The 25028-nt window shown below is 59.5% G+C and carries 31 protein-coding genes; 12 read left to right on the top strand and 19 right to left on the bottom strand.

Annotated elements, in window-relative coordinates:
- The first annotated feature begins 52 nt into the window (after positions 1-52).
- The gene (hemH, locus tag AC2FEE_RS12560) at positions 53-1102 is read left to right on the top strand and encodes a ferrochelatase (RefSeq protein ID WP_496865661.1); all 1050 of its coding nucleotides are present in this window, start codon (positions 53-55) and stop codon (positions 1100-1102) included.
- A gap of 296 nt (positions 1103-1398) precedes the next feature.
- On the opposite strand, the gene AC2FEE_RS12555 is transcribed toward hemH, so the two are convergent.
- Together AC2FEE_RS12555 and AC2FEE_RS12550 are read right to left on the bottom strand one after the other, a co-directional pair.
- Positions 1399-1581: a hypothetical protein gene (locus AC2FEE_RS12555; protein ID WP_480656504.1), complete on the bottom strand. Its 183-nt coding sequence runs from the start codon at positions 1579-1581 to the stop codon at positions 1399-1401.
- Positions 1582-1721: 140 nt separating this feature from the next.
- Entirely contained in the window at positions 1722-2321 is a 600-nt protein-coding gene (locus AC2FEE_RS12550; protein WP_496865660.1) for a L,D-transpeptidase, read from the bottom strand.
- A 168-nt stretch (positions 2322-2489) separates the two neighbouring features.
- Between AC2FEE_RS12550 and dalA the strand changes: the two genes are divergently transcribed.
- From dalA to AC2FEE_RS12535, 3 genes are all read left to right on the top strand, one after another.
- Entirely contained in the window at positions 2490-3005 is a 516-nt protein-coding gene (gene dalA, locus AC2FEE_RS12545; protein ID WP_480594448.1) for a divisome-associated lipoprotein DalA, read from the top strand.
- A gap of 659 nt (positions 3006-3664) precedes the next feature.
- The gene (locus AC2FEE_RS12540; protein WP_496865659.1) at positions 3665-4009 is read left to right on the top strand and encodes a hypothetical protein; all 345 of its coding nucleotides are present in this window, start codon (positions 3665-3667) and stop codon (positions 4007-4009) included.
- Between the two features lie 144 nt (positions 4010-4153).
- Positions 4154-4480, top strand: a complete 327-nt coding sequence (locus tag AC2FEE_RS12535) for a hypothetical protein (protein ID WP_496865657.1) — start codon at positions 4154-4156, stop codon at positions 4478-4480.
- 199 nt (positions 4481-4679) lie between these two features.
- Here the strand turns inward: AC2FEE_RS12535 and AC2FEE_RS12530 are convergent, their stop codons facing one another.
- From AC2FEE_RS12530 to AC2FEE_RS12495, 8 genes are all read right to left on the bottom strand, one after another.
- Positions 4680-6617, bottom strand: coding sequence for a pentapeptide repeat-containing protein (locus AC2FEE_RS12530; protein ID WP_496865655.1), 1938 nt, complete (start codon positions 6615-6617; stop codon positions 4680-4682).
- 568 nt (positions 6618-7185) lie between these two features.
- The gene (locus tag AC2FEE_RS12525) at positions 7186-7650 is read right to left on the bottom strand and encodes a PTS sugar transporter subunit IIA (protein WP_496865653.1); all 465 of its coding nucleotides are present in this window, start codon (positions 7648-7650) and stop codon (positions 7186-7188) included.
- Between the two features lie 62 nt (positions 7651-7712).
- A complete protein-coding gene (gene hpf, locus AC2FEE_RS12520; protein WP_496865651.1) occupies positions 7713-8276 on the bottom strand; it encodes a ribosome hibernation-promoting factor, HPF/YfiA family in 564 nt (187 codons plus the stop codon).
- A gap of 252 nt (positions 8277-8528) precedes the next feature.
- Positions 8529-9287, bottom strand: coding sequence for an LPS export ABC transporter ATP-binding protein (gene lptB, locus AC2FEE_RS12515; protein WP_496865649.1), 759 nt, complete (start codon positions 9285-9287; stop codon positions 8529-8531).
- Positions 9287-9745, bottom strand: coding sequence for an LptA/OstA family protein (locus AC2FEE_RS12510; protein ID WP_496865647.1), 459 nt, complete (start codon positions 9743-9745; stop codon positions 9287-9289). The genes lptB and AC2FEE_RS12510 overlap by 1 nt, the downstream gene beginning before the upstream one ends.
- Before the next feature lie 36 nt (positions 9746-9781).
- Positions 9782-10363 (bottom strand): LPS export ABC transporter periplasmic protein LptC, encoded by a 582-nt coding sequence (gene lptC, locus AC2FEE_RS12505; protein WP_496865645.1) that lies wholly within the window; start codon positions 10361-10363, stop codon positions 9782-9784.
- Between the two features lie 33 nt (positions 10364-10396).
- A complete protein-coding gene (locus tag AC2FEE_RS12500) occupies positions 10397-11359 on the bottom strand; it encodes a KpsF/GutQ family sugar-phosphate isomerase (protein WP_496865643.1) in 963 nt (320 codons plus the stop codon).
- On the bottom strand, positions 11356-11970 hold the full coding sequence (locus tag AC2FEE_RS12495; protein ID WP_496865641.1) for a ribonuclease D: 615 nt from the start codon (positions 11968-11970) through the stop codon (positions 11356-11358). Before AC2FEE_RS12495 ends, AC2FEE_RS12500 begins: the two co-directional genes overlap by 4 nt.
- A 198-nt stretch (positions 11971-12168) precedes the next feature.
- Between AC2FEE_RS12495 and AC2FEE_RS12490 the strand changes: the two genes are divergently transcribed.
- From AC2FEE_RS12490 to AC2FEE_RS12460, 7 genes are all read left to right on the top strand, one after another.
- A complete protein-coding gene (locus tag AC2FEE_RS12490; protein WP_496865639.1) occupies positions 12169-13401 on the top strand; it encodes an MFS transporter in 1233 nt (410 codons plus the stop codon).
- Positions 13402-13436: 35 nt separating this feature from the next.
- Positions 13437-13865: an Lrp/AsnC family transcriptional regulator gene (locus AC2FEE_RS12485; protein ID WP_496865637.1), complete on the top strand. Its 429-nt coding sequence runs from the start codon at positions 13437-13439 to the stop codon at positions 13863-13865.
- 73 nt (positions 13866-13938) lie between these two features.
- Positions 13939-14631 carry a lytic transglycosylase domain-containing protein gene (locus AC2FEE_RS12480; RefSeq protein ID WP_496865635.1) on the top strand — a complete coding sequence of 231 codons (693 nt, stop codon included), beginning with the start codon at positions 13939-13941 and terminating at the stop codon, positions 14629-14631.
- 69 nt (positions 14632-14700) lie between these two features.
- On the top strand, positions 14701-16728 hold the full coding sequence (gene flhA, locus AC2FEE_RS12475) for a flagellar biosynthesis protein FlhA (RefSeq protein WP_496865712.1): 2028 nt from the start codon (positions 14701-14703) through the stop codon (positions 16726-16728).
- Positions 16725-17498 carry a flagellar biosynthetic protein FliR gene (locus AC2FEE_RS12470; protein ID WP_496865633.1) on the top strand — a complete coding sequence of 258 codons (774 nt, stop codon included), beginning with the start codon at positions 16725-16727 and terminating at the stop codon, positions 17496-17498. Before flhA ends, AC2FEE_RS12470 begins: the two co-directional genes overlap by 4 nt.
- Positions 17495-18583: an EscU/YscU/HrcU family type III secretion system export apparatus switch protein gene (locus AC2FEE_RS12465; RefSeq protein ID WP_496865630.1), complete on the top strand. Its 1089-nt coding sequence runs from the start codon at positions 17495-17497 to the stop codon at positions 18581-18583. Before AC2FEE_RS12470 ends, AC2FEE_RS12465 begins: the two co-directional genes overlap by 4 nt.
- The gene (locus AC2FEE_RS12460) at positions 18580-18963 is read left to right on the top strand and encodes a hypothetical protein (RefSeq protein WP_496865628.1); all 384 of its coding nucleotides are present in this window, start codon (positions 18580-18582) and stop codon (positions 18961-18963) included. The genes AC2FEE_RS12465 and AC2FEE_RS12460 overlap by 4 nt, the downstream gene beginning before the upstream one ends.
- A 22-nt stretch (positions 18964-18985) precedes the next feature.
- Here the strand turns inward: AC2FEE_RS12460 and AC2FEE_RS12455 are convergent, their stop codons facing one another.
- The 9 genes from AC2FEE_RS12455 to AC2FEE_RS12415 are packed head-to-tail and all read right to left on the bottom strand — an operon-like array spanning position 18986 to position 23544.
- Positions 18986-19501, bottom strand: coding sequence for a flagellar basal body-associated protein FliL (locus AC2FEE_RS12455; RefSeq protein WP_496865626.1), 516 nt, complete (start codon positions 19499-19501; stop codon positions 18986-18988).
- A gap of 12 nt (positions 19502-19513) precedes the next feature.
- Entirely contained in the window at positions 19514-20245 is a 732-nt protein-coding gene (flgH, locus tag AC2FEE_RS12450; protein ID WP_496865624.1) for a flagellar basal body L-ring protein FlgH, read from the bottom strand.
- Positions 20245-20661 carry a flagellar basal body P-ring formation chaperone FlgA gene (flgA, locus tag AC2FEE_RS12445; RefSeq protein ID WP_496865622.1) on the bottom strand — a complete coding sequence of 139 codons (417 nt, stop codon included), beginning with the start codon at positions 20659-20661 and terminating at the stop codon, positions 20245-20247. Before flgA ends, flgH begins: the two co-directional genes overlap by 1 nt.
- The gene (gene flgG / locus AC2FEE_RS12440) at positions 20661-21446 is read right to left on the bottom strand and encodes a flagellar basal-body rod protein FlgG (RefSeq protein WP_496865618.1); all 786 of its coding nucleotides are present in this window, start codon (positions 21444-21446) and stop codon (positions 20661-20663) included. Before flgG ends, flgA begins: the two co-directional genes overlap by 1 nt.
- A 22-nt stretch (positions 21447-21468) precedes the next feature.
- The gene (locus tag AC2FEE_RS12435) at positions 21469-22179 is read right to left on the bottom strand and encodes a flagellar hook-basal body complex protein (RefSeq protein ID WP_496865617.1); all 711 of its coding nucleotides are present in this window, start codon (positions 22177-22179) and stop codon (positions 21469-21471) included.
- On the bottom strand, positions 22179-22451 hold the full coding sequence (locus AC2FEE_RS12430) for a flagellar biosynthetic protein FliQ (RefSeq protein ID WP_170405833.1): 273 nt from the start codon (positions 22449-22451) through the stop codon (positions 22179-22181). The genes AC2FEE_RS12435 and AC2FEE_RS12430 overlap by 1 nt, the downstream gene beginning before the upstream one ends.
- 4 nt (positions 22452-22455) lie before the next feature.
- Positions 22456-22746 (bottom strand): flagellar hook-basal body complex protein FliE, encoded by a 291-nt coding sequence (gene fliE, locus AC2FEE_RS12425; protein ID WP_496865615.1) that lies wholly within the window; start codon positions 22744-22746, stop codon positions 22456-22458.
- Between the two features lie 12 nt (positions 22747-22758).
- Entirely contained in the window at positions 22759-23145 is a 387-nt protein-coding gene (gene flgC, locus AC2FEE_RS12420; RefSeq protein ID WP_170405843.1) for a flagellar basal body rod protein FlgC, read from the bottom strand.
- 12 nt (positions 23146-23157) lie between these two features.
- Positions 23158-23544, bottom strand: a complete 387-nt coding sequence (locus tag AC2FEE_RS12415) for a FlgB family protein (RefSeq protein WP_496865711.1) — start codon at positions 23542-23544, stop codon at positions 23158-23160.
- A 105-nt stretch (positions 23545-23649) separates the two neighbouring features.
- Here AC2FEE_RS12415 and AC2FEE_RS12410 point away from each other — a divergent pair, with 105 nt between their 5' ends.
- On the top strand, positions 23650-24969 hold the full coding sequence (locus AC2FEE_RS12410) for a FliI/YscN family ATPase (protein ID WP_496865710.1): 1320 nt from the start codon (positions 23650-23652) through the stop codon (positions 24967-24969).
- The last annotated feature ends 59 nt before the right edge of the window (positions 24970-25028 follow it).

Below are 25028 nucleotides of genomic sequence, written 5' to 3'. Positions count from 1 at the left end.
GGGTTTTTCCGGTTATCTCAGCTTGGCACAGAGAAATCTCAGGAAGTTCGACATGCTTGATGCCACTCGCCCATCCCACGCCCCCGCAGATCATCCCAAGGTCAAAATGGGCCGAATCGGCATTCTTCTGGCCAATCTGGGCACGCCGGACGATTACAGCTATTGGCCGATGCGTCGCTATCTGAACGAGTTTCTGTCGGATCAGCGCGTCATCGACTATCCGAAATGGAAATGGCAGCCGATCCTGCAGGGTATCATCCTGACCAAGCGCCCCTTTAGCTCGGGCGAGGCTTACAAGTCGATCTGGAATCACGACAAGGGCGAAAGCCCGCTGATGACGATCACCAAGGACCAGACCGCCAAGCTGCGAGATGCGATGCAGACCCGCTATGGAGATCGCGTGCTGGTCGATTTCTGCATGCGTTACGGCAACCCATCGACCAAGTCAAAAGTACGAGAGATGGTGGCTGCGGGGTGCGACCGTATTCTGTTTTTTCCGCTTTATCCGCAATACGCGGGCGCGACGACAGCCACCGCCAACGACCAGTTCTTCCGCGCATTGATGGACGAAGCCTGGCAACCGGCCTCCCGCACCGTGCCCGCCTATTTTGATGAGCCGGCCTATATCGACGCTTTGGCCGGGTCGGTGGAAACGGCCTATGCCGCGATGGAGACCAAGCCAGACATTCTGGTAGTCTCTTACCACGGAATGCCGGAACGCTATTTGAAGCAGGGTGACCCCTATCACTGCCAATGCGCAAAAACCTCACGGTTGCTGAAAGAGCGGCTGGGCTGGTCCGACAACCAGCTTGTTTCGACCTTCCAGTCCCGATTCGGCCCCGAGGAATGGCTAAAGCCCTACACCGTTGACCACGTGGCCGAGCTGGCAAAACAGGGTAAAAAGAACATCGCGGTAATCGCCCCGGCGTTTTCTGCCGATTGCATCGAAACGCTGGAAGAGATCAACGAAGAGATCAAGGAAAGCTTCGAGGGAGCAGGCGGCGAGAGCTTCACTTATGTCCCTTGCCTCAATGACGATGATTCGCATATCGCGGCTTTGGGCAAGGTGATCGAAGACAATTTGAAGGGCTGGCTGGACTAAGCTACCGAAAAAACTGTTTAGCCAGCACCAACTACAACCAACAGTAACAGTGGCAATAAAGTTCCTTGGGATGAACTCTGAGTATGGTCAACCAACAGAGGCCAACTGACCGTCGGTTCTTCCAAGTTTCCAGCGTATGAAGTTGTAGAGTCGTTCGTCAGAACAGCGGCGAGAACGAGTTTCTTCAAGAAACCTCCGGAATCTACGCGGCTTCTGAAACTGCTTTTGTCTGGAGCTAGACATGAAAAAAGGCGGTGGATTGCTCCACCGCCTTTTCTCTAGATAGTTCTGTCGAATTAGCTTGCTGCAACAGCTGCGGCAACCACGACCAGCAGGATCAGCGGCAGGATGATGCCCTGCGACGAACCTTGAGTCTCCTCAACAACAACCGGCGCTTCAACGATCGGCTCTTCCAGGTTACCGGCATAAGCGGTAGAAGCAGCAGCGGTCAGTGCAGCGGCGAGAACGAGTTTCTTCATATTAACCTCCAGAATTTGCACGGTTCCAAATAGCGAAACCGCACATCCAAGACTTACCTCGTAGGTTTTTTCTAATCAGCTATCCAACTGGAATGCAATTGCAACTTGCGCCGCAAGCGGGTTCGTGCGCGAAAATGTCGTCAAATAAGCAACACTTGCGTGCCGACCTGCGCCATCGAGAACAGTTCCGCGATATCTTCGTTGAACAGGCCGATGCAGCCGTTTGACGAGCGACGCCCGATTTTACGCGTATCATGGGTGCCATGGATGCGATAGTATTTCCAACCCAGATACAAAGCGTGTGTTCCCAACGGGTTATCCGGCCCCGGCGGGATATAGTCAGGCCATTCCGGGTTGCGCTTTTTCATCGACGGCGTTGGTGACCAGCTGGGTCCTTCAACCTTGCGAACCACACTGGTACGGCCACGACGGGTCAGCTCTTCGGTCAAAGGTACCGAAGACGGATATAATTTGTACATCCGCTGATCATCGGACCAGTAGTGCAGGGCGCGCGATACGGTATCGACCAGAATGGCTCCGTTGTTTGTGTTCGAAAAATAGGGCTGCCAGTCCAAGGCACGGAACCCCGAGATATTGCGGCGCACATCTGGTTCCGGTTCGGGTGCCGGGCGCAGCGGGTCGCCGGGAATGTACTGGGCAACCGCAGGCGAGGCCAGCAGAGCTGACGCTCCAGCCAGAAATCCCCGGCGGGAAGGCGCGAAGTTGATTTTTTTGACCATGCGGGCGGTCCTTTTCTAAGGCCAGTCTGAATTTCAGGCTTATTTTATGGCCAGAATGCTTCAGTCGCAAATCAAACCGGCAGAATCATGCGAAACTTGGCTATTGCACGTTTGCCCAAGGCGGTCTGTCGCGCTATGCCCTAGTTTAAACTAATCATCAGGTCGATCATGACGCGTATCCTTTCTTTACTAATTGCCTGCTTTGTCGCGCTGTCCGCATGTACCCCCGGCAGCACTCCGACATATGGATCTGACGGGCGGCCGCTGCCGACGGTCTACAAAATCCGAGGCAACCCCGAAAAGCTGCAGTTCCGCATGCTTGATTCGGTCAACGCGCTGCGCCAGGCACAGGGGTTGCAGGCGGTGCAGCTGAATTCGCAACTGAACGCCGCTGCGGCCACGCATGCCAAGGACATGGCGCGCCAGAACCGCCCCTGGCACTTTGGGTCGGATGGCTCATCGCCGATCGATCGGGCTCAGCGCGTGGGCTATTACGGCACTTTCCTGGGCGAAGCGATTTCCGAAACCTATGAAACCGAGACCGAAACTCTGGCCGCCTGGATGCAGGAACCAGGCCCGCGTTCGGTGATCATGGACCCCAAGGCTTCGCAGATGGGCTTTGCCTGGCATCAGGAGGGTGGCGGTAAAATCTGGTGGACACTGGAAATGGGCGCGGGCGGGTAACCGCAGCGCCATCAGAAAACACAAACACCCCGGAGAACCTGACGCAATCCCTGCGGTGGGGGTCTGGAAGACACAACCCTGTCGCACGACGCACAGCAGGTATTTTCTATTATTCGAAAAATCGCGGCAGTCATAGCCGGAGAAAGTTGCCGAAAACCCGAGAGTTTTATCGGATTTGGGACCTACGCGCCTGAACGAAGAGAATCCGAAATCTCAGCCATTTCTTCTGCTGTTCTCAGAAATGCGGCCAATATCCTTTGACCACGAGCTTGATCTTCGCGAACGGTGGAGATCGCGGACGAATGTCCGTATCGACTTCAATCCATGCAGCTTTTCTGGTTTTTTGGTCGGAAAACGACTCAAGGCAGGATTGCGAATATACGAGGTTCTGATGGCAGGCTTGGCGACCTTCGACTGCAAGCTCTCACAGCTCTAGCCGGGCTCGGGCAACATCGCACAACTCATGCGGGAACCCGGACTGAGCGAACTTTGGACAGCCGCTGACCGATCGTTGCACACGCAAGTCCGCATGCGAGAAAAGAGACCGGACCTGACGCCGGAACAGATGAAGCTCGTTGAAATGCACGGGCCGGGTGCCTGCAAGCTCGCCGGCACTAACGGGAAGCATCGCCGTGCCTCACGCGTATTTGCTTACCAGAATGATCCGCATGTCTGGTCCGATCAACGCACGGTCCAATGCCCGGGGTATTCCAGAGAAGCTCGGCAAGGTGAAGGAATACGGCAAGGCGCGGATGCAGATCCAAAACAACGGCATGTACGCCGGGCGCTTCGACCCAACGACGGATGCGCAGACGGTGACCGAGGTGTTTTTCATCGACCGTATGGAGCTACCCTCCGGGGAACCGCCGTGGCGTTCCGGATCTAGAATTATCAGTCCGCGGTCTTTCCTGCGCTCTGGGCTCGGTCCTCGACCGAGACGAGCGGAGAGATCGACAAAACTGTCGGTTTTCCCATCCTACCGCGACATCCACGCAGGACGCTGAAAAACTGCCCTTCGCCCAGAGAGAGCTGAGTCTGGACCTGGGCGAGAGGACGAGCGTACCGTCCGCGCCGACAGTGGAGGTGCCCGCGTAGGCGGGTCCCGCATTCAGGGCGCGATCTTCAATCCCAGGGAGCTGGCCGCGTTCGTGAACATTTATCGTGTTTACTACAACTTCTTCGAACGGCGGCCTTACACATGCCCCAACGCGAAGATCGGCGACCTGATCGATCCTCCGAAACCGACGCTGCGTGAATCGCGGATACCGGGGACGGACGGGTTCGTGGATCTACCGCCGCGGACACGGCGTTCTCGCGCCCGCATGATGCGGGCCGCGCGCCACGGCATGGGCGCTTTCACGAAGCGGAAGGATGGCTCACAGGACCCGACTGACATCTATCGTATACTGTGTGGTCCGTGGTTTTACATGGGCGCCAAGCTCGCGGGCGCGGTTCGAGCGGTCGAGAGGAAGTAACAGGACGGAAGCGACCAGTTCTCGATACGGGTAAGCCGGTTGAAAGATGAGCTTATGATCGCGCCGAGATAGTGGTGGCAAGGATCGACAAGACGTTTGTCTGCTCAGAGCACGAAGCGCTCGATGTTGCGGCTCGGGTGAATAGCGGGATTGGCATATGTTACGCTACCGAACCGCTCATTCGGCAGCCACACCTGACCTATCGTAGTTCTTCCGATACTTCGTCCAGTTTGGCCTGCCGCTGCTCAAAGAATGCGCGCTCCTCCGCTCGCCATGCGTTGTCATCGAAAGGGTGAATAACACAGTCCTCGGGAAGCGGCTCGGGAACGACATTCCTAAACTTCTCCGGAACGACGGCACTCCATGACGGTGTGTAGGGCATCGCGCCCAGGACGCCTCGCCAATGGCGCTGAAAATCCAACTCGGTCAAGACTTCATCCGGCCAATGGCACGGTCGCGCCATACCGTCCGGCAGGATGACACTGCCATCTGCGAACGTCTGGTCCAGTTGCTCGGGACCGTCAAAGGTAGCCTGCGAGAGATCGAGGTTGCGAAAGGTCACACCAAGCAGCACCGCGCCGGAAAAATCGACCTGCCCGACCGGCCAGTTGGCGCGGCCTTCAATGTAAGTCCAGCCGATGATTGCATCGACAAACTTTGCTGAGGTCAACTTGACGTCAGCGAGCCGCGCGAAATCGAGCCGCGCTTGCGTGAAGTCCGCGCCGTAAAGGCTGGCGCGTTCAAAAGCCGTTTCGCGAAGTTGGGTGTAGGCGAAACGAGCCCGTTCCAGCAGTGCGTCGTCGAAACGGGTCCGGTCCAGATTCGCAGCGGAGAAGTCCACGTTATTCAGAATGGCGTGGCGAAAGTCCGCCTCGCTTAGTGTTGCAAGGCGCAGGTCGCCCGAAAAGATATCAGAATTTACGGCCGTCAGATTGTAAGCAGTTGCGCCGACGAGCTTCGCGCGACGCAGCTTGGCCGTATCGAGCCTTGCATTAATCAGGACTGAACCCGTCATGTCGGCATCCCTGGCACTGATACCCTCCATCTGCGCGCTATGCATTCTGGCGCGTCGCAGGCGCGCGTCATCCAGCGTCACGCCGGGCAGGAACGCGGCGAAAAGGTTGGCATGATCCATATGCCGTCCGCTTAAGTCAGGCTTCGTCATTACCGCAATCTCCCGCGCACGTGCGGCGTCGAAGGCTCCGTTCAGCTCTTCATTCTCCAAGCCTTGCCCTAGGCAACCGGGATCGGGCACGTCAGCGCACCAGTCCCGCCGGAACATTCTGAGCGCCTCGTCGTGGCGGCGCCACGCCGGCGTCATTGTCGTCAGCCGGACACCCGACAAATCGGCCACAGCAGGTCGAAACCAATTCCCGACCCGCTGTATGGCTGTCGGGTTATCGGGATACCGGGTAACTGTAGGACCGAACGGATCCCACTGCGTCCGCGCCAGCGACACAGCAAACGTAACGCAGGCCACCACCGCAAATATGATTATCCATAAGTCCCGGCGCCGTTGCTGGGGTCCACGACCAAGACGGTCGCGCATTGAAGTCAGACTGATCGAGCCGATTACAAGGCATCCAAGCGCCATCATGCCTAAGCAGATGGTGAGCCAGGCCAGATGTACCGTTTGCGAGCGCAGCCAAAGCCCCCAGACAAGGAGCGGCCCGGCAAGAAACAGGAGCAGGAAGGACGCCACCATTCCCACCCTGCCCAGCATTCCCGCCTCTACGGGCGAAAGTTCTTCGCGGCGAAGCCGTCTACGCACTAAAAGCGCCGCGCCGACAACCAACCAAGGCGGTGTGCGGGTCGTCAGTGGCTCACCGTCGATCTGCGTCGGCACCTGACCCAACGCTGCCCACAACTGCTCCAGCGTAACGTGCATATAGGCATAGGTCATCGTGACCAGCGCCGCTCCAAAGAACAGGAAAGGGATCACGGGCACAGCAACACCGACAATCGGTAGATCGACGTTTCGGTCAAGCGCAAAGAAATCGGCGTCGTCGAGGCCAAGAAGCGAAATGCCGACCAAAGTGAGGACACTGAGATATGTGAACCAGATACCACGCGCTGCCTGTGTCAGCGTTCGGATACGTTCGAGATGCCGTTCAACGATGTCAGACCCTTGAGACATGATACGGATAGGATGCGCTGAATCGAACAATCTGGGCAAGTCAACTCCCGCCGCTTGCCACTGTACTGATCTTCGACTGGTTCCTTGTCATCGGCCGGGGCGGCTGGACTGTCCAAGAACCACCTCGCGGAGGCTCACCAGCACTGCGCCCTTCGTGCACGTGATCTTCCAGATCAAGTGGGCGTTGGCATCTGCGTCGAATGTTCCACGCAAAAAACTTGGCAAGGCTGAACGAGCCGATACTGACATATGCGATTGTGTCGTGGCCGATCCATGTTTGACCAGGCTTTTAAAACATGCGGGATAAAGCAGACTTTCGTGCGTGGTGCAGCGAAGGGCAGCGTCCTTGCGCACAGCCGACATCGCGTACAACAGCGCCCCGCAGGTTTCTGCGAGGCGCTACTCTGTCGATGAGCAAATGAGCGACAGTCTTACCCGACTCCTCCGGCAAGTACCTTGCCCAAAGGGTGGCAGCCTACGCCCCTTCGATACGGAGCACCTTGTCAAACTCCCACCGCACGGAATGCGTCACGGAGAAACGAGGGCTTATTTCTTAACCTACACAAACTTAGGCCGCTTGCATGGACTGCGCTTCGGTCAAAATCGCATACAGTTTGACCGGATCGGGATTGGCCCGCAATTTCGCGCAAACCGAGGTATCGCGCAGGGTTCGTGACACTAGCGCCAGCGCCTTCAGATGATCCACCCCGGCTTCTTCCGGCGCGAACAGCGCAAAGGCGATATCAACCGGTTGACGGTCGACCGAGCCAAAATCGATCGGTTTTTCCAGCATCACGAAGACGCCGGCAACAGCCTCAAGCTCGGCCATGCGGGCGTGTGGAAGGGCCACGCCATGGCCCACACCGGTGGGTCCCAGGCTTTCCCGCTCCAGCAAACCGTCAACAACGATCTGGGCCCCTAGACCCAGTGTCGCCTCGGCCACATCGGCGATTTCCTGAAACAGCCGCTTCTTGCTGGATGCGGCGGACAATACACGCACTGCTTCGGGCTTCAGTATGCTCGAAAGCTCCATGATCACGCTCCATGGCGAAGCCCCCGCAGGTCGCAGGGGCGTGCCTTTGCTATTCTTGCCTGTTACGGATCGATCCAGCCGATATTGCCGTCATCCCGGCGGTATACGACATTCAATCCGTCCTTGTTTTCATTCCGGAACACCAGCACTGGGGCGCCGGCCAGTTCCATCTGCATAACGGCTTCACCAACACTCAGCGATGGGATCTTGGTTTCCATCTCAGCCACGATCATCGGCTGCAGAGATTCCGGTTCCGCTGCCGACTCCGACTCGTCAGAGGCGAGGATATAAGAGGAAGCACCAAAGAGTTCAACCGGCTCGGAACGATCCTTGTGGTGATCCTTGAGGCGACGCTTATAGCGGCGCAATTGGGTTTCCATCTTGTCGCAGCAGCCCTCAAACGCTGCGTAGATTTCGGTTGCGTGGGCCTTGGCCTGCGCCGTCAGGCCAGTGGAAAGATGTACGGTGGTTTCGCATACATATTCATGCGCAGAACGGGAAAAGACGACATTGGCGTCGGTCGGACGCTGGGCATATTTGCCCACGACCTCGCCCAGTTCGGTCTGCACATGGGTCTGAAGTGCTTCGCCGATGTCGATCTGTTTTCCGCTGATTTGGTAACGCATGTGATCTCCTTCACAATTCACACCCATTCTGACGTCACGTAACGCGACGCGCTTGTTTTTATCGGGTGGGGGGTAGAGACATTTCCTGCGGTAGCCGCACCGTTTCCCCTTCGATGAAGGGGCATCCTGATCCAGACGGGAACCGAAGAAATGCCATGACCCAATTGAGGCAAGAGACGGCGGAAGAGTCAATCAAAACAGACGTGTATATACGTGATTTCCGTCATGCATGCGGCGCATTCCTGCGCAAGCTCATGAAATCCGGAAATTTTCGCCCAGATAGACACGGCGGACGTTCTCGTTTTCGACCACTTCGTCCGGGGTTCCGGACATCAACACCTGCCCGTCATGCAGGATATAGGCACGGTCCACAATATCCAGCGTTTCCCGCACGTTATGGTCGGTGATCAGAACGCCGATGCCGCGTTTTTTCAGATCCGCGACAAGGTGGCGGATATCGCCGACGCTGATCGGATCAACACCCGCAAAAGGTTCATCCAAAAGTAGATATTTCGGATCTGCCGCCAGACAGCGGGCAATCTCGACGCGGCGGCGTTCGCCCCCCGACAGGGCCAGGGCTGGCGCTCGACGCAGATGTTCAATCGAAAAATCCGACAACAACTCTTCCAGCCGTTCCTTGCGGCGATGGGCGTGACGCACCGTAATGTCCAGAACGGCAGCAATGTTGTCCTCGACGCTCATGCCGCGAAAGATCGACATTTCCTGCGGCAGATAGCCGATGCCCAAACGCGCACGGCGATACATCGGCAGGGTCGTCACCACGTGTCCGTCGATCGTGACCGTTCCGGCCTCGGGGAAGACAAGCCCGGCGACCGAGTAGAATGTGGTCGTCTTGCCCGACCCGTTCGGACCCAGCAGCGCCACAACTTCAGACCGGTTCAGCGTCATCGTCACATCCCGGATCACCGTCTTCTTGCGGTAGGATTTCCGCAGCCTTTCGATCCTGAGACCGGAATTGCCCTCGGCTACGGTCAGTTCGGGGGGCGCCATCAGTTGTTGCCCTGCTGCAGGATAGTTTTGACGTTGCCGGTCATCGTCGCGGTGCCTGCGGTCAGGTCGGCATTCATCTGATCACCGCTAATGGTGCTGGGGCCCTGGTTCAAAAGCACGTTGCCCTTCATCACGATCACACCGGAATCAATGGTGTATTCCGCCCAGTCGCCCTCGGCCGCGTCAGGCGGGCTGACCAGAACCACATCCTCGGTCGCTTCCATCCGCTCGATGCCCGAGCGATCCTGATTGTAGATCACCAGCACCCGTTCAGCGGTCAGGCGCATTTCGCCCTGAATGACGATCACATTGCCCAGAAACTCGGCCGATCCGTCCTCTTGATTGACGTTCAGCTTTTCCGAGGTCACCTCAACCGGCAGACTCGGATCGGCCTTGACCGCGCCGAACGCAACCTGAGTCTCCTGCGCCGCCGCGGAAAAGGCACCAAGCGTTAACATGAGGCAAAGTGGGGCAAATCGTAAATCGAACACAGGTTATCTTTCTTCTTTTTCAGGCTCGTATATCAGCTTCACGCCATCTGTAAAAAGAATATGCACGGGTCCGTCGGTTTTTTCGGTACCAAAACTCATGCTGCCCGCAGTGAAATTGCCGATAATCCCGGTTCCGTTGACCTGCCCCGGCGCGTCGCCACGGATTTCGTCCAGTGAAGTGTTCAGCAGGTCGGTCGTGATTTCCGTGCCGTCGGTCGAAGTAATGACGACATCACCGACAAAGGTGGCCGTGTTCTTATCGGGCCGGATCATTCCCGAGTTGGAATCCAGCGTGATGACGCCGCCAGTGGACAGGTTCATTCGGCCACGGAACTCGGCTGCGGTCGGAATTGAGCCTTCCCTTCCCTGCGTGGCCCGGATCGCCTCGATCTGGACCTCTTCGCCCTTGCGGGTGGTGCCACGATAATTCGGCTGCGTCACCACCTGATCGGCCAGCCGTTCATCAATGTCCTGCTGAGTAAACGGGACGTTGACATTGGTTTCGATACTGCGCGACAGAAGGAAAACGGTGGACAGCATCAGGATGGCCACCAATGGCAGCACCACCTTGAAGAACTGAACCATGCGTGAATGTCCGTCCACCGCGCGACCCTCCACCTAGCCCAAACCGACGCGCAGGCAGTCGTGGATATGCAGCAAGCCCTGTGCCGGACCATTTGTTTCGGGGTCGACCACAAACAGCGAGGTGATCTTGCGGTCGTTCATGATCGCCACCGCCTCTTCCGCCATGGCGTTGGGCGCGATGGTCAGAGGGTTGCGTGTCATGACCTCGTCGGTGGTCTTGTTCAACAACCCATCCATGTTCCGGCGCAAGTCGCCATCGGTGACGATGCCCATCAGGCGGCCCGCCTCATCAGTCACACCGACGACGCCAAAGCTCTTCTGGCTCATGATCAGCAGCGCCTCGCTCATGGGGGTTCCAACGGGCACCACGGGCAGATCGGCGTGCATCAGGTCACGCACGGTGGAAAGCTGCGCCCCCAGCTTGCCGCCGGGATGGAAGGCGCGGAAATCCTCGGGTTTGAAATCGCGATGTTTCATCAACGCGATCGCCAGCGCATCGCCCATCGCCAGTGTCAGCGTCGTCGAGATCGACGGCACCATACCAAAGCCGCAAGCCTCACCCAGTGACGGGATCAGCAGATGCACATCGGCCTGTTTCATCAGCGTGCTTTCTGGCTTGCTGGACAATCCGATTAGCGGAATGCCGAAACGGCGCGTAAAGGCCAGAAGGTTCACCAGTTCCGGCGCTTCACCGGAGTTCGAGATCGCCAGGACCACATCGCCTTTCGACACCATCCCCAGATCGCCATGGCTGGCCTCGGCCGGATGCACGAAATAGGCAGGTGTGCCGGTGCTGGCCAGGGTCGCGGCAATCTTGTGGCCGATATGGCCCGATTTGCCGATGCCACTGATGATAATCCGTCCCGGTGCCTGCAGGATCAGTTGCACAGCCTCGGCAAAGTGCTCGTCCAGACTGTCGGCCAGAACGTCCAGCGCGCGGGCTTCGTCGGTGACGACCTGCCGGGCAGTTTTCAGGAAAGCTTCGGTATCGGTCATGAGTGCGCAAAAATATCCGTTTCGGGCCAACCGGCGAGGTCGAGTTTCGCACGCGTCGGCAGGAAGTCAAAACACGCCTGCGCCATTTCAGTGCGCCCTTCGCGGGCCAGACGCCCGTCCAGCGCCTCGCGCAGTTGATGCAGGTACAGGACGTCCGAAGCGGCATAGTCCAGCTGCGCGTCGGTCAGGGTCTCGGCGCCCCAGTCGCTCATCTGCTGCTGCTTCGATATATCGACCCCGATCAGCTCTTGGCACAGGTTTTTCAGGCCGTGGCGGTCGGTATAGGTGCGTACCAGGCGGCTGGCGATCTTGGTGCAATAAACCGGCGCGGCCAATGCGCCAAAAGTGTGGTACATCGCGGCAATGTCAAACCGGCCGAAATGGAACAGCTTCAGCACCTCGAGGTTTTCCAGCATCGCACACAGGTTCGGGGCCTCTGTCTGACCCATTTCGACCTGTACGATATGGCTGTTGCCATCACCACCAGACATCTGGATCACGCACAGGCGATCCCGATGCGGGTTCAGCCCCATGGTTTCGCAGTCAATGGCCACAACAGGGCCCAGGTCCAACCCGTCCGGCAGGTCGTTTTTATAGAGATGGTTTGCCACGCGGGTCTTCCTTTGTCCGGTATTGTCCCCGAGATAGGAGGTTTGGTTCCCAAACTCAACGCTATCAATAGAATGCGGCCAAGTTGCGCGGATTTCTTGACCCTGAAGGTATTGACGGGAAAATGGTTTCGGGCACAACGCCTAGGGTCGCAAGAGGCTCCGGGACGAGTTCAAATTGTCAGAAGGTCCAACCTGCCGATGCTGAGTGTTCTACGAAACCGTGTCTACCGTCACTTGCTGGCTGCGCAGGTGGTGGCACTGATGGGGACCGGGCTGGCGACGGTGGCGCTGGGGCTGCTGGCCTATGATCTGGCCCGAGACGCAGCCGGTATGGTTCTGGGCACGGCACTGACGATCAAGATGGTCGCCTATGTCACCATCGCCCCCATAGCGGCGGCCTTAGCCGAACGGCTGGATCGCCGTCGGATGCTGGTGGCACTGGATCTAATACGCGCGCTGGTTGCGATCTTTTTGCCCTTCGTGACCGAGATCTGGCAGGTCTATGTGCTGATCTTCCTGCTGCAATCGGCATCGGCCGGATTCACCCCTGCCTTTCAGGCCACCATCCCGGACGTGCTGACTGATGAACAGGACTATACCAAGGCCCTGTCCCTGTCGCGACTTGCCTATGATCTGGAAAGCCTACTGAGCCCGGCGCTGGCCGCCGCGCTGCTGCTGGTCGTCAGCTTTGACAGCCTGTTCTGGGGCACCGGTCTGGGCTTCATCGCCTCGGCCCTTCTTGTGGTGTCGGTCGCCCTGCCCTCACCTAAACCAACGCAACGCCGGGGTATCTATGACCGAACTACGCATGGCATACGCCTCTATTTGAAGACGCCGCGTCTGCGCGGGTTGCTGGCCCTGACATGGACAGCGGCGGCGCTCAGCGCGATGATCATCGTCAATACCGTGGTACTGGTCCGCGCCGATCTGGGCCTTTCCGAAAGTGCGGTGGCCATTGCGCTGGCCGGGTTTGGCGGCGGCTCGATGCTGGCCGCGTTCGTCCTGCCCAAGGCGCTGAGCACCTACGAAGACCGCAGCATCATGCTGACCGGAGCCACGTTCGGAACCCTCGCCATGGGAATAGCTGCGGTTTTTTTTGCCTTCACCGAGGTTTCGCTGCCCGTACTGACGGCGCTTTGGGCCTGTGTCGGGTTCGGTTATTCCGCAACGCTGACGCCTTCGGGCCGTCTTCTGACCCGCTCCGCCAGCTCCGAGGACAGACTGGCAGTGTTCGCCGCCCAGTTCACGCTGTCCCACGCCTGTTGGTTGGTGCTGTATCCGTTCGCGGGCTGGATGATGACGGCGTTCAGCGCCGCTGTCACACTTGTCTGCATGGCTCTGATCGCGTCACCGGGACTTGTGGCTGCAACCCTGATCTGGCCGCGCCCTGGCCGGAAAGTCATTTCTAAAGAACGCACTGACACGCCTTGAGCCACCCGGCTCCTGTGCATTACACCTTGGGAATCATGGATCAGTTAGACCGCCGCATCATCGCCGCATTGCAACACAACGCCCGCGAAACGACCTCGAAAATCGCCGCGAAACTGGGCGTGGCCCGGACCACCGTGCATGAGCGTATTCGCCGGATGGAAGAAAACGGCGTGATTGCCGGATACTCGGTGATCCTGAACAGCTCCGAGGATGCTCCGCGCGTTCAGGTTGTCGTGCTGCTGGAAGTGCAGCAAAAGGAGACAACGCGCATAATCAAAAGGCTCGAGGCCTATCCCGAGGTCAAGCTTTGCCTGTCGATCAATGGCGAGTTCGACCTCCTGCTGTCGGCCGAGGCCCCAAGGATTGAGGATCTGGACATTCTGGTAGATGATCTGGCCAAGATACCCGGCGTTCTGCGCACCAATACCAGCGTTGTCTTCGGTCGCCGGATCGACCGAAAATAGATGGCCGATAACCCTCTGTAAACCGAAGCGGGACTAGCTTGGCCGGGACTGATCAGAATCCCGGACCGGCAGAATGCCCCATCGTTTGATCTTTGGCCTGAGTTTTCTTGCACTCTGCGTGGCGCAACAGGGTTTTGCCATGCCCGATGCCCGTGTGGCTGGGGTTTGCGACTCAGCCGCTCGACGGGCCGCGCAGTCTGAAGGCGTACCGCTGAACGTTCTGCGCGCAATTGCACGGGTGGAAACCGGGCGCCTGCGGGACGGGCGTCTGGAACCCTGGCCCTGGACCATCAATGTTGAGGGACAGGGGTTTTGGTTCACTTCGGAATTTGAGGCCAAGTCCTACGTTTTCAACATCTTCAAGGCAGGCAAGCGCAGCTTTGACGTTGGCTGCTTCCAGATCAATTACCGCTGGCACGGTAAGGCGTTCCGGTCCATCGACGCCATGTTCGACCCGGATGAAAACGCCACCTATGCCGCACTGTTCTTGAAAGACCTTTACGCTGAACTTGGGTCCTGGCCCGCCGCCGTAGGCGCCTATCACTCCCGCACACCGTCTCTGGCTAAGGCCTATTCCGGCCGATTTCAGACCGTTCTGGCGCAACTGGACCAGACCCTGCCCGCCACCCCGGAAGGAGTGGCACGCGACCCGTTCACCACCGGCGCGACCCCTCTCATCCCGGTCAACCTGCCGCATTCCGGCAGCATTTTGGGGTCGCTGGTTCCACCCTCCGACACCGCTACCGCCTTTATCTCGTTCAACTAGGAGACCCGCGTGCCCAAAATCGACGCCCGTTCCCTGTTCTCACCCACCGTTCTGCTGGCGCTGGCACTGATGACGGTCATCGTGATGATGATCCTGCCAATGCCCGCCTGGGTGCTGGATGTGGGGCTGGCGGCGTCCTTCGCGCTGGCGATCCTGATCTTTACCCTGACGCTATTCATCGAACGTCCGCTGGATTTTTCGTCTTTCCCGACGATCCTGCTGGCCTCGCTGATGCTGCGGCTGTCGCTGAACGTGTCCTCGACGAAACTGATCATCGGTCAAGGTCATACCGGACCAAATGCCGCCGGGGACGTGATCGAAGGTTTTGCCGAGTTCGTCATGGGCGGCAGCGTCTTTCTGGGGCTCGTGGTGTTCGGCGTGCTGCTGATCGTGAACTTCATGGTCATCACCAAGGGGGCCGCCCGCATGGCCGAGGTTGGCGCGCGGTTTGCCTTGGACGGCATGCCCGGCAAACAGCTGGCCATCGACAGCGACATGTCGGCCGGCGCCATCGACCACCAGCAAGCCAAGGAAAGGCGCGAACGTGAACAGCAGGAGACGACGTTCTTCGGCTCGCTTGATGGCGCATCGAAATTCGTCAAGGGCGATGCGGTTGCGGGGCTGTTGATCACACTTTTGAACCTTGTGATGGGTCTGATCATGGGCGTAATCGTGCATGGGATGCCGATTTCGTCCGCGTTTGAAACCTATGCAATCCTGACGGTTGGCGACGGGCTGGTCTCGCAAATTCCGGCGGTGATCATCTCGATCGCGTCGGCCTTGTTGCTGGCACGTGGCGGCACGCAAGGGGCGACCGACAACGCGATCTTCTCGCAGCTTGGGCGGCACCCTGCGGCGCTGGCAACGGTGGCCATGCTGATGGTGCTGTTTGCGCTGGTGCCGGGCCTGCCGTTTTTGCCGTTCATTCTGGGGGCGGGTGTGCTGGGCTATGCGGCCTATAGTGTGCACCGCAAACAGAAAGCCGAAGAGGATGCGGCACTGACCCCAGAGCCGCAGGAGGACACGCCGGTCTCGCAGGCCATCGGCGACATTCTGGATCTGGACGACGTGCATCTGGAGTTCGCCCCCGATCTGGTCAGCATGGTCCTGAACCCCGGCACCGGGCTGGACGCGCGCATTGCCAATATGCGGACCTATGTGGCCTCCAGCTTTGGTCTGATCCTGCCCGATATCCGCCTGACCGACCGCGCCGATCTGCCCATGGGCACCTATGTGGTCAAGGTGCAGGGCGTCGAGCAGGCGCGCGGCGTGTTGAACCCTGATCTGGTGCTGGCGTTGGTGCAGGACGATCGCGATATGCTGCCCGAAGGCAAAGACGTGACCGAACCGGTCTATGGTGCCCCAGCCCGCTGGATTCTGCCCAAGGATCAGGAGGCTGCAGCGATGAGCGGGGCAACCATTGTCTCTCCGCCCGAGATTCTGGCGACCCACCTGCTGGAGATCATCAAACAGAACTTCTCGCGCCTGCTGACGCTGAAATCCCTGCGCTGCCTGCTGTCCGAGATGACGCGGCTCAGCGATCCGGTTCGCGCCGAAGCCAACCGCAAACTGCTGGACGAGTTGATCCCAGACAAGGTGCCGATCGACACGCTGCACGCGGTGCTGCGGCTGTTGCTGGACGAGCGCGTTTCAATCCGCAACATGGCCCTGATCCTGGAAAGCGTGGCCGAGGCGCGCCTGACCACAACCCAGCCCGAAGGTATCTGCGAACTGGTCAGGCAACGGCTGGGGTTCCAGCTGGTGGCCGAGATGAAACGCGAAGATGGTTCAATCCCCCTCGTCCAGCTGGCGCCGGAATGGGAAGACACCTTCACCACTTATCAGATCGACGCGCCGAATGCCGGTCTGGACGTCGCATTGCCGCCGAACCTGTTCAACAAGCTGGCCGATGGCGTGGTCGACAGTGTCGCGCAGTCCGCCGATCACGGGGTGTTTCCAGCCGTCGTTACCTCGACCCGGCGGCGCAGGCTGCTGCGCACTATCATGCACGCGCGCGGTATCGCCAACCCGGTCCTGTCCTTCGAGGAAATCGGGCTCGAGGCACGCCCTGCGCTGGTCGGAACGGTGCCCGCGTGATCGCGCTGCCGCCAGAGCTTCTGCCCCAGTTGGGCGAGGGTCTGTGGCACCTGTTTGCCATTTTCCTGCGCGTCTCCGCCATGGTCTCATTGCTGCCCGCGTTCGGAGAGCGCAGTATCCCGACCCGCGTCAAACTTGGGATCGCAGTGGCATTTACGCTGATCGTGGCGCCTGCAGTGCAGGTTGTGGGCGCTGCGCCCGACCTGTTTCCAATGGCGCGGATGATTGTGGTTGAAGGTCTGATCGGCGTGGTACTGGGCCTGGGCCTGCGCTTGTTCGTGCTGGCCCTGCAAACGGCCGGGTCGATCGCGGCGCAGGCGACTTCGCTGTCTCAAATTCTGGGCGGAGCTGCAGCCGACCCGGTCCCTGCGATGGGATATTTACTGACCTTGGCGGGCCTGACCTTGGCGGTGCTTTTGGGCCTGCACATTCGCGTCGCGCAGTTTCTGATCCACAGCTACACCCTATTTCCGATGGGTACGGCCCCGTTGGCGCCTGACCTGTCACAATGGGGCGTGCAGCAGATCGCGCGCAGTTTCGGCATGGCCTTTGCGCTGGCCATGCCGTTTGTCATCGCCTCATTGATCTACAACCTGGCGCTGGGCGTCATCAACCGAGCGATGCCGCAGTTGATGGTGGCCTTTGTCGGTGCTCCCGCCATCACCTTTGCAGGCCTGTTCCTGTTATTTGCGGGCACCCCACTGATCTTGTCGGTTTGGTCCGACGCACTGTTCGCCTTCATGTTGAACCCGCTTGAGGGCACACGATGAGCGAAGCAGACGATGACAGTGACAAATCCTATGACCCGACACCGCAGAAGCTTCAGAAAGCGCGGGAAAAAGGTGAAATTGCCAAATCCAACGACTTGTCCGTTGTGGCCGCCTATACCGGTTTTCTCATCGCATTGTTCGCGGCGGGCCAGTTTGGCGTGCAGCACATGGGAACCCTGTTTGTCGTGTTGATTGATCAGGCCGATACACTTGCCCCTTTGGTGACCAACGGCCCGGCCACCAGCCCGGTTGGCGGAATGCTGAAAACCGCATTGCTGTCGGTCTCGGTCCTGTTTGCCTTGCCCGCCAGTGCCGTTTTGCTCAGCCTGATCGCCCAGCGCGCGCTGATCTTTGCGCCCAGCAAGCTGAAGCCGAAGCTGTCCCGCATCTCGATCCTTTCGAACGCCAAGAACAAGTTCGGACGCGGGGGCCTGTTCGAATTTGCCAAGAGTTTTGTGAAACTGGCGATCTACGGGACCTGCCTGGCCCTGTTCCTGCGCGCGAATCTGAGCGAGATCCTTTCGGCCAGTGCGGCCCCCGCACGATCATCGGTGATGCTGATGATGAACCTGCTGTTTCGCTTTCTGTTCATCGTCATCGCCGTGGCCTTGGCGATCGGGGTGGTGGACTACCTGTGGCAATATGCCGAACACATGCGCAAAAACCGGATGTCGCGCAAAGAGATTCAGGACGAAACCAAAGATGCCGAGGGCGACCCGCATATGAAACAGCAACGTCGCCAGCGGGCGCAGGATATCGCGACAAATCAGATGATGTCGGATGTGCCATCGGCGGATGTGGTGGTCGTCAACCCGACCCACTATGCGGTGGCGCTGAAATGGGCCCGAACGGCGGGCTCGGCGCCGGTCTGCGTTGCCAAGGGTGTGGACGAAGTGGCTGCCGCGATCCGTGAACGGGCTGCCGAGTCCGGAGTTCCCATTCACTCCGATCCGCCCACTGCGCGTGCGCTTCATACGACCGTCGAGATTGGTCAGGAGATCACCGAAGAGCACTATCGCCCCGTGGCTGCCGCGATCAGGTTTGCCGAGGCGATGCGCGAGCGGGCAAAGGGGCAGATCAGATGAAACCGGACGGGCTTTCAGACCTCGAACAAGTCACCGAAGCCGCGTTCCAAAAGGAATACAACGCCCTGCGCCCGCTGATCGAAGCCGAGGCAAGGGTGCAACAGCAACTGGCGCGGCTGAATGCTCAGGTGCAGCAATCCCGGGAGGACAGCGCCTTGGCCGAAGGATATCGCGTCACCGGCACTGATGTCCTGTGGAATGGATGGGAATCGGCCACACGCCGCCAACTGAACATGGATCTCGCCCGGCTGCGGGCCCAAAAACTGGCGGCGATGGCAGCGTTGCGCACGGCATTTGGCCGCCAGCAAGCTGTGGCGAACCTGTCAGCGACCCAGAAAGAAGCGTGCAAACGCGCGCTGAGCAAAAAACTATCAGTGTAATCGCCTGCGGCTAGCGCCCAAATCAGACGTCCTGACGGCTGACACTCATGATTAGGACCTGTGAGACGTCATCTCCCAGATCCCTCCGCGCCGTCTCCAGCAGCGCCTTCCGTAACATTTTCAGGTTATCGGATTCGGTGAAAGCTCCGTCGAAACCGCCCGTGTTGGCGTGGTCGAACATGACCTGCAGGAACCCATCACGCAACTTTGGCTCAACCGCATAAAAGGCTTCGGTCATGCCGGGGGTGATCTCAAGGCTCAACGACATGGTGACCAGCGCCTCGATGCGCTCAGAGTCTACGACTGGAACTACAAACTGCTTGGTCAGCTTGAGGTACTCATAGTCGCTTGGCGTGTCCTTTTTCCCTACCTTGCCATCCTTGGCCTTGGCGGAACTCTCCTTGGGATGTTCCGCCTTAGAGTCCGACTTTTCCTGGTTTGCGGTCTCTTTCGTTTCCGACGGTGGCAGCATGACGCCAGCACCGATACCGGCCCCCAGACCGAGCAGCAGAAAAACGACGGGCAACAATTTCATCATCACATCTGCTCCTTAATATGGCAGCACGGCATCCAGGATCTGCTGGCCATATCGCGGCTGCTGCACGTCGGTGATCTGTCCGCGCCCGCCATAAGACACGCGGGCCGAGGCGATTTTGTCGTAGGTAATCTCGTTCTGGCGCGAGATGTCCTGTGGCCGCACATAACCTGCAACCAATAGTTCGCGCAGCTCGAAATTGACGCGCAGTTCCTGCGAGCCCGAGATCGACAACACACCGTTCGGCAGCACATCGACCACAGTAGCGGCCACGCGCAGGGTCAGCTTCTCCTTGCGTTTCACCGATCCTTCGCCCGTGCTTTCCGAGGACGAGTCGATCTCGACCGCGTCAGCAAGAGACGCGCCTTCCGGAAGATGATTGGCTGCGCGCTGCGGCAGGCCGAACAGGCCGACGATCCCCAGGCTTTCCGAAGCCGAACGCGAGCGTTCCGTGTCATTCGAAAACTCGGCTTTCTCGTCCAGCTCTATCACGACCGTCAGGATATCGCCCTTCTTGATCGCACGCTGATCACCCAGCAACGATTGCTGACCACCGCTCCACAGCGAGGACCGGTCGACATTGCGCTGCGGTTGCGTGTGCAACGGCAGACCCGGCCACAACATAGCAACATGTTCCGGCGAGTCTTCATTCGGAGTGAAACTGGGTGGTTTTCCAAGGTGATCCACCCGACCGCAGGCCGAAACGGCAAGAACCGCAAACAACAGAGATTTCAAAAGTCCTGACATCATTTCACCTCGATTTGGCCGTCGGGCCGGATAAGACCGGTCACGGTCGTGCGGGACGACAGGTTCATGACCCGGATGCGATCCCCGGCGGCGCCGCGCCCCAGCGCGCGACCTTCTGTTGTGATCGAAAGCGGATTGCGGTCGAAGATCAGGACGACCAGATCGTTACGATCCACCAATGCCGGCGCACCGACATCCCCGTCGCGGATCGGACGCCCGGGATAAAGGGCGACACGGGCCTCTTGCCCGATCAGTAACTCGGGATCGGTCACCGCTCCGGGCACTTTTTGTGCCTTGATTTCAAGATCGGTGGCCGAGATGATTTCCTTGGCGCGGATGGTGCGGGTTGGCACGACAATATCGGCCAGCGCGAACACCGGCATCAGCAACCCCAGTATCAGGATCAGGACTCGCATCACCGCACCTGTGTCGTTGCGCCCATCATCTGATCGACGGCGGAAATGACCCGGGCGTTCATCTCATATCCGCGCTGTGCCTCGATCAGTTCGGTCACCTCACGGATCGCATCGACCGAGCTGTCCTCAAGGTAGCCCTGCCGCAAGGTTCCCAGCCCGTCTTCGCCCGAGGTTCCGACCACCGGCGAGCCCGAGGCTTCGGTTTCCTTGAACAGGTTGCTGCCGATCGCCTCGAGCCCCTTTGCGTTCGAGAAACTCGCCAGCGTGATTTCCCCTAACAGCTGCCCCTCGGGCGCGTCGTCGAAATAGGCATAGACCTCGCCCGAGGCGTTGATGGAAATCGAGTGCGCGTCGTCGGGAATGGTGATCTCGGGCGCCACCGCATATCCATCCGACGTCACGATCAGCCCCTCGGCCGAGCGCTTCAGACTGCCATCGCGGGTAAAGCCGGACTGACCGTTTGTCAGCGTCACCTCAAGATAACCGCGCCCTTCGATTGCGACGTCCAGATCATTGCCGGTGGCCGACAGCCCGCCTTGCGCCAGTTGCACCGTGACGGCCGCCGGACGCACGCCCAGTCCCAGCTGAATGCCGGTGGGCAGAACCGTGCCGTCATTGGCATTTACCGTCCCCGCCCGCGCCATCTGCTGATAGTGCAGATCCGCAAACTCGGCCCGACGCGCGTTGTAGCCGGTGGTGTTCGTGTTCGCCAGATTGTTCGAGATCGTCTCGACCCGCATCTGTTGCGCAGTCATGCCCGTTGCAGCAATTTTCAAAGCCCGCATGTTCAAATCTCCTTTTCACAAATCAGCGCATCAGCGCCTTGAGCGCTCCGCGCAGACGTTCGTCTTCGGTTTCCAGATAGCTCTGGCCCAACTCATAGGCGCGCTGGATTTCGACCAGCCGGGTCACCTGATGAACCGCGTTGACGTTGGAACCTTCGAGGAAACGATGCACAACCACCGGGCTGTCCACTGGTTCAATCTCGCCCTCGGCGCGGAAATGCGTGCTGCCCTCGCGCACCAGCGTGCTGGGGTCAGCCACGCGGTAGATGCCGATCTGCCCCAGCAGCTGCCCTTCGATACTGAGCGTGCCGTCGCTGCCCACATCAATCGAGGCGGCATCCGGAGGGATGAAAACAGGCGCGCCGTTCACATCCAGCACTCGGTGGCCGTCCATCGTGACCAGATCGCCCTCGGCGCTCGGGGAAAAGGCACCTGCCCGCGTCAGACGGTTGCCCGACGCGGTTTCGACCATGAAAAATCCGTCCCCTTCGATGGCGAAATCGAACTGGCCTCCGGTCTCGGTCAAAAGGCCCTGCTGCAGCGAGGTATTGCGTGCTTCGGCCCGGCTCATCGAAAGGGACGGGTTACCCGGCAGATCGCGGACGAATTCGGAAAAAACCAAACCCTGTGCGCGATAACCGGTGGTATTGGCATTGGCGATATTGTTCGCCACCAACCGCATTTCATTCATCAGTCCGGACTGGCGGGACAGGGTGACATAGGCGGTATCCATCAGCGACCTCCTGCGATTAGCGGGATTAGAGTTGTGGTGAAAAAGGTCACCAGTGTCTGGGTCATGAATCCCATCGAGATCCAGAACACGACAACGATGGCGATAAGCTTGGGTACGAAGGTCAGCGTCATCTCCTGCACCGAGGTCAGCGCCTGGAACAGGCCGACGATCAGGCCCGACACCAGCGCCACCGCCAGGATCGGGACCGAGGTGATCACCGCGACCCACAGCGCCTGACGCACAATGTCATAGAAAAGACCTTCGCTCAGCATGTCGTCAGACCGGCATCCGCAGGATTTCCTGATAGGCTTCGACCACCTTGTTCCGCACGACGACGGCCGTTTCCACGGCCAGCTCAGTCTGCGCCAGCGCCTGCACCAACGCATGCGGGTCGGCCTGCCCGGTCATGGCAGCCTGCGACATTTGCTCGGAATGATTCAGCGTCGCAGCAAAGTCCTGAAACGTGCTGCGCAGCCCTTGCGCCAGTCCGGCGTGATTGGGATCGGCTTGGGTGGCCGGGCGCGCAACGGCATAGTTTTGGGCTGCGGTCAGGGATCGGATTTCCATTCTGGTGTCCTTTTATCTTCTGAGGAGTTCCATCAGGCTCGACGACATCTGGCGTGTCTGGTCGAACATTTTGAGATTGGCTTCGTAGCTGCGCTGCGCCTCGCGGGCATCGGCGATTTCGATCATCAGATCGACATTCGAGCCGCGATAGTGGCCGGTTTCATCGGCCATCGGGTGGCCAGGGTCATAGATGCGTGTTCCGTCCCGACGATCCAGCTTGACGCGCCCGGCCTGCACAACTTCGCGCCCGTCCTTCTGCACCGTCTCAAACGGCACGGTTTTGCGGCGATACCCCGGAGTGTCGGCGTTCGAGATATTCTCTGACACATGCCGCAGCCGGGCCGACTGCGCGCGCAGGGCGCTGGTCGAGGCGGCAAGGGAATGGGAAAAATCACTCATCTTTCAACCTCCTTATGACCGGCCAAGGCTGCTGCGTAGAATGTTCATCGAGGATTTGTAGATGGTCAGCGCGCGGTCATGCTGGCGTTTGACCTCAACCGCTTTGAACATCTCTTCTTCAATGGACACGCCGTTGCCGTTGGGGTCGCCCGAGGGCGTAACCTCAAACTCAGCCCAGGATTGCGGGCCAGAGGCGCCGTTCAGGTGGCCCGCCCGCGTGGCGGTCATGGCGACCTCGCGGTCCGAATTCTCGAATGCTTTCTGAAAGGCCTCGATATCGCGCGGCTGATAGCCCGGCGTATCCGCATTGGCCATGTTGCGTGCGATGACGGCCTGCCGCTGCCCAGCATGGGTTGCCATTGCGTACGCTGTCTTAAAGACGTTCAGGTCATAGAACATCGGGGCTTCTCCCTCGATCAATTTCAATCAAGGCTTAACCCCGATTCCTTTAGAAAGCGTTTTCAGAAACCCGTTGGAGAACCCACGATGTCCGATCTCGACCCGATGCTTCTGAAATGCGAATTCGACCGTCTGTCCGCCGTGCGTCATATGGGCCGCGTGTCCGGCGTGGCGCGGGGAGTCATTGAAATACAGGGACTTGAGGAGCAGGCGCGGATTGGCGACCACCTGACCCTGCGACGGCGCAGCGGGCCGGATCTGCCGGGCGAAGTGCTGCATGTGGAGGCCGAGGTGATTCACATGATGCCGACCACCGCCCCCGACGGGGTCTGTCTGGGTGACCGGGTGATTCTGGACCAGACGCCCGCTTTTGCGCCGGGGACGCACTGGCTGGGGCGTGTGGTTGATCCGTTCGGCAAACCGCTGGACGGAAAGCCCCTGCTGTCGGGCGTGCAGGAGCAGGACATCATGCGCACACCACCCCCGGCTGTGGCGCGCAAACCGCTTGGTGTACGGATGGAGACCGGGCTGGCCATGCTCAACACCATGCTACCCGTAGTGCAGGGGCAGCGGATTGGCCTGTTCGCGGGGTCGGGTGTCGGCAAGTCTACGCTGCTGGCGACGCTGGCGAAATCGATGCAGGCGGATGCGGTCGTGGTGGCGCTGGTGGGCGAGCGCGGGCGCGAGGTGAACGAGTTTGTCGAGCAAGCGCTGGGGGCTGAGGGGATGAAACGTTCGGTCGTGGTGGCGGCCACATCGGATCAATCTGCGCTGGCGCGCCGGCGCTGCGCCTGGTCGGCGATGTCTGTGGCGGAGTATCTGCGTGATCTGGGTCTGAACGTGCTGTTTCTGGCTGACTCGGTGACCCGCTTTGCCGAAGCGCATCGGGAGATTGCCGTCGCGATGGGCGAAGCGCCCTCGTTGCGCGGCTTTCCCCCGTCAGTCACACCGCTGATTGCCGGGCTGTGCGAACGCGCCGGCACCGGCACCGCCGATCAGGGGGATATTACCGCCGTGTTCAGCGTTCTGGTCGCCGGGTCGGACATGGATGAACCGGTCGCCGACATTCTGCGCGGCGTGTTGGACGGCCACATCGTGCTCAGCCGCGACATTGCCGAGCGCGGGCGGTTTCCGGCCATCGACCTCAGCCGCTCAGTCTCGCGCAGCCTTCCCGGCGCGGCGTCGGACGAGGAAAACCAGATGATCTTGGAAACCCGGAAGCTGGTCGGCAGCTATGAGCAGTCCGAAGTGATGATCAAAGCCGGGCTTTATGCCGAAGGCGCGGACCCGCTGCTGGATCAGGCCGTGCGCGTTCACGAGGATCTGGACGCATTCTTCGGAAAAGCCGAGCCGGACGGTATCAAGAACAGTTTCAACCGCCTGCAACTTATCCTGCGACGGGTCAGCGCAAACCTGCCGCGCTAGTGAAGTCCGGACAGTTTTAAGTGTTAAGCCCACCTTAAGACCTGCCGGGCTACCCCTGT

It is taken from the genome of Ruegeria sp. YTSC199 (assembly GCF_059609725.1).
This window is presented reverse-complemented; position numbering and strand designations above follow the sequence as displayed.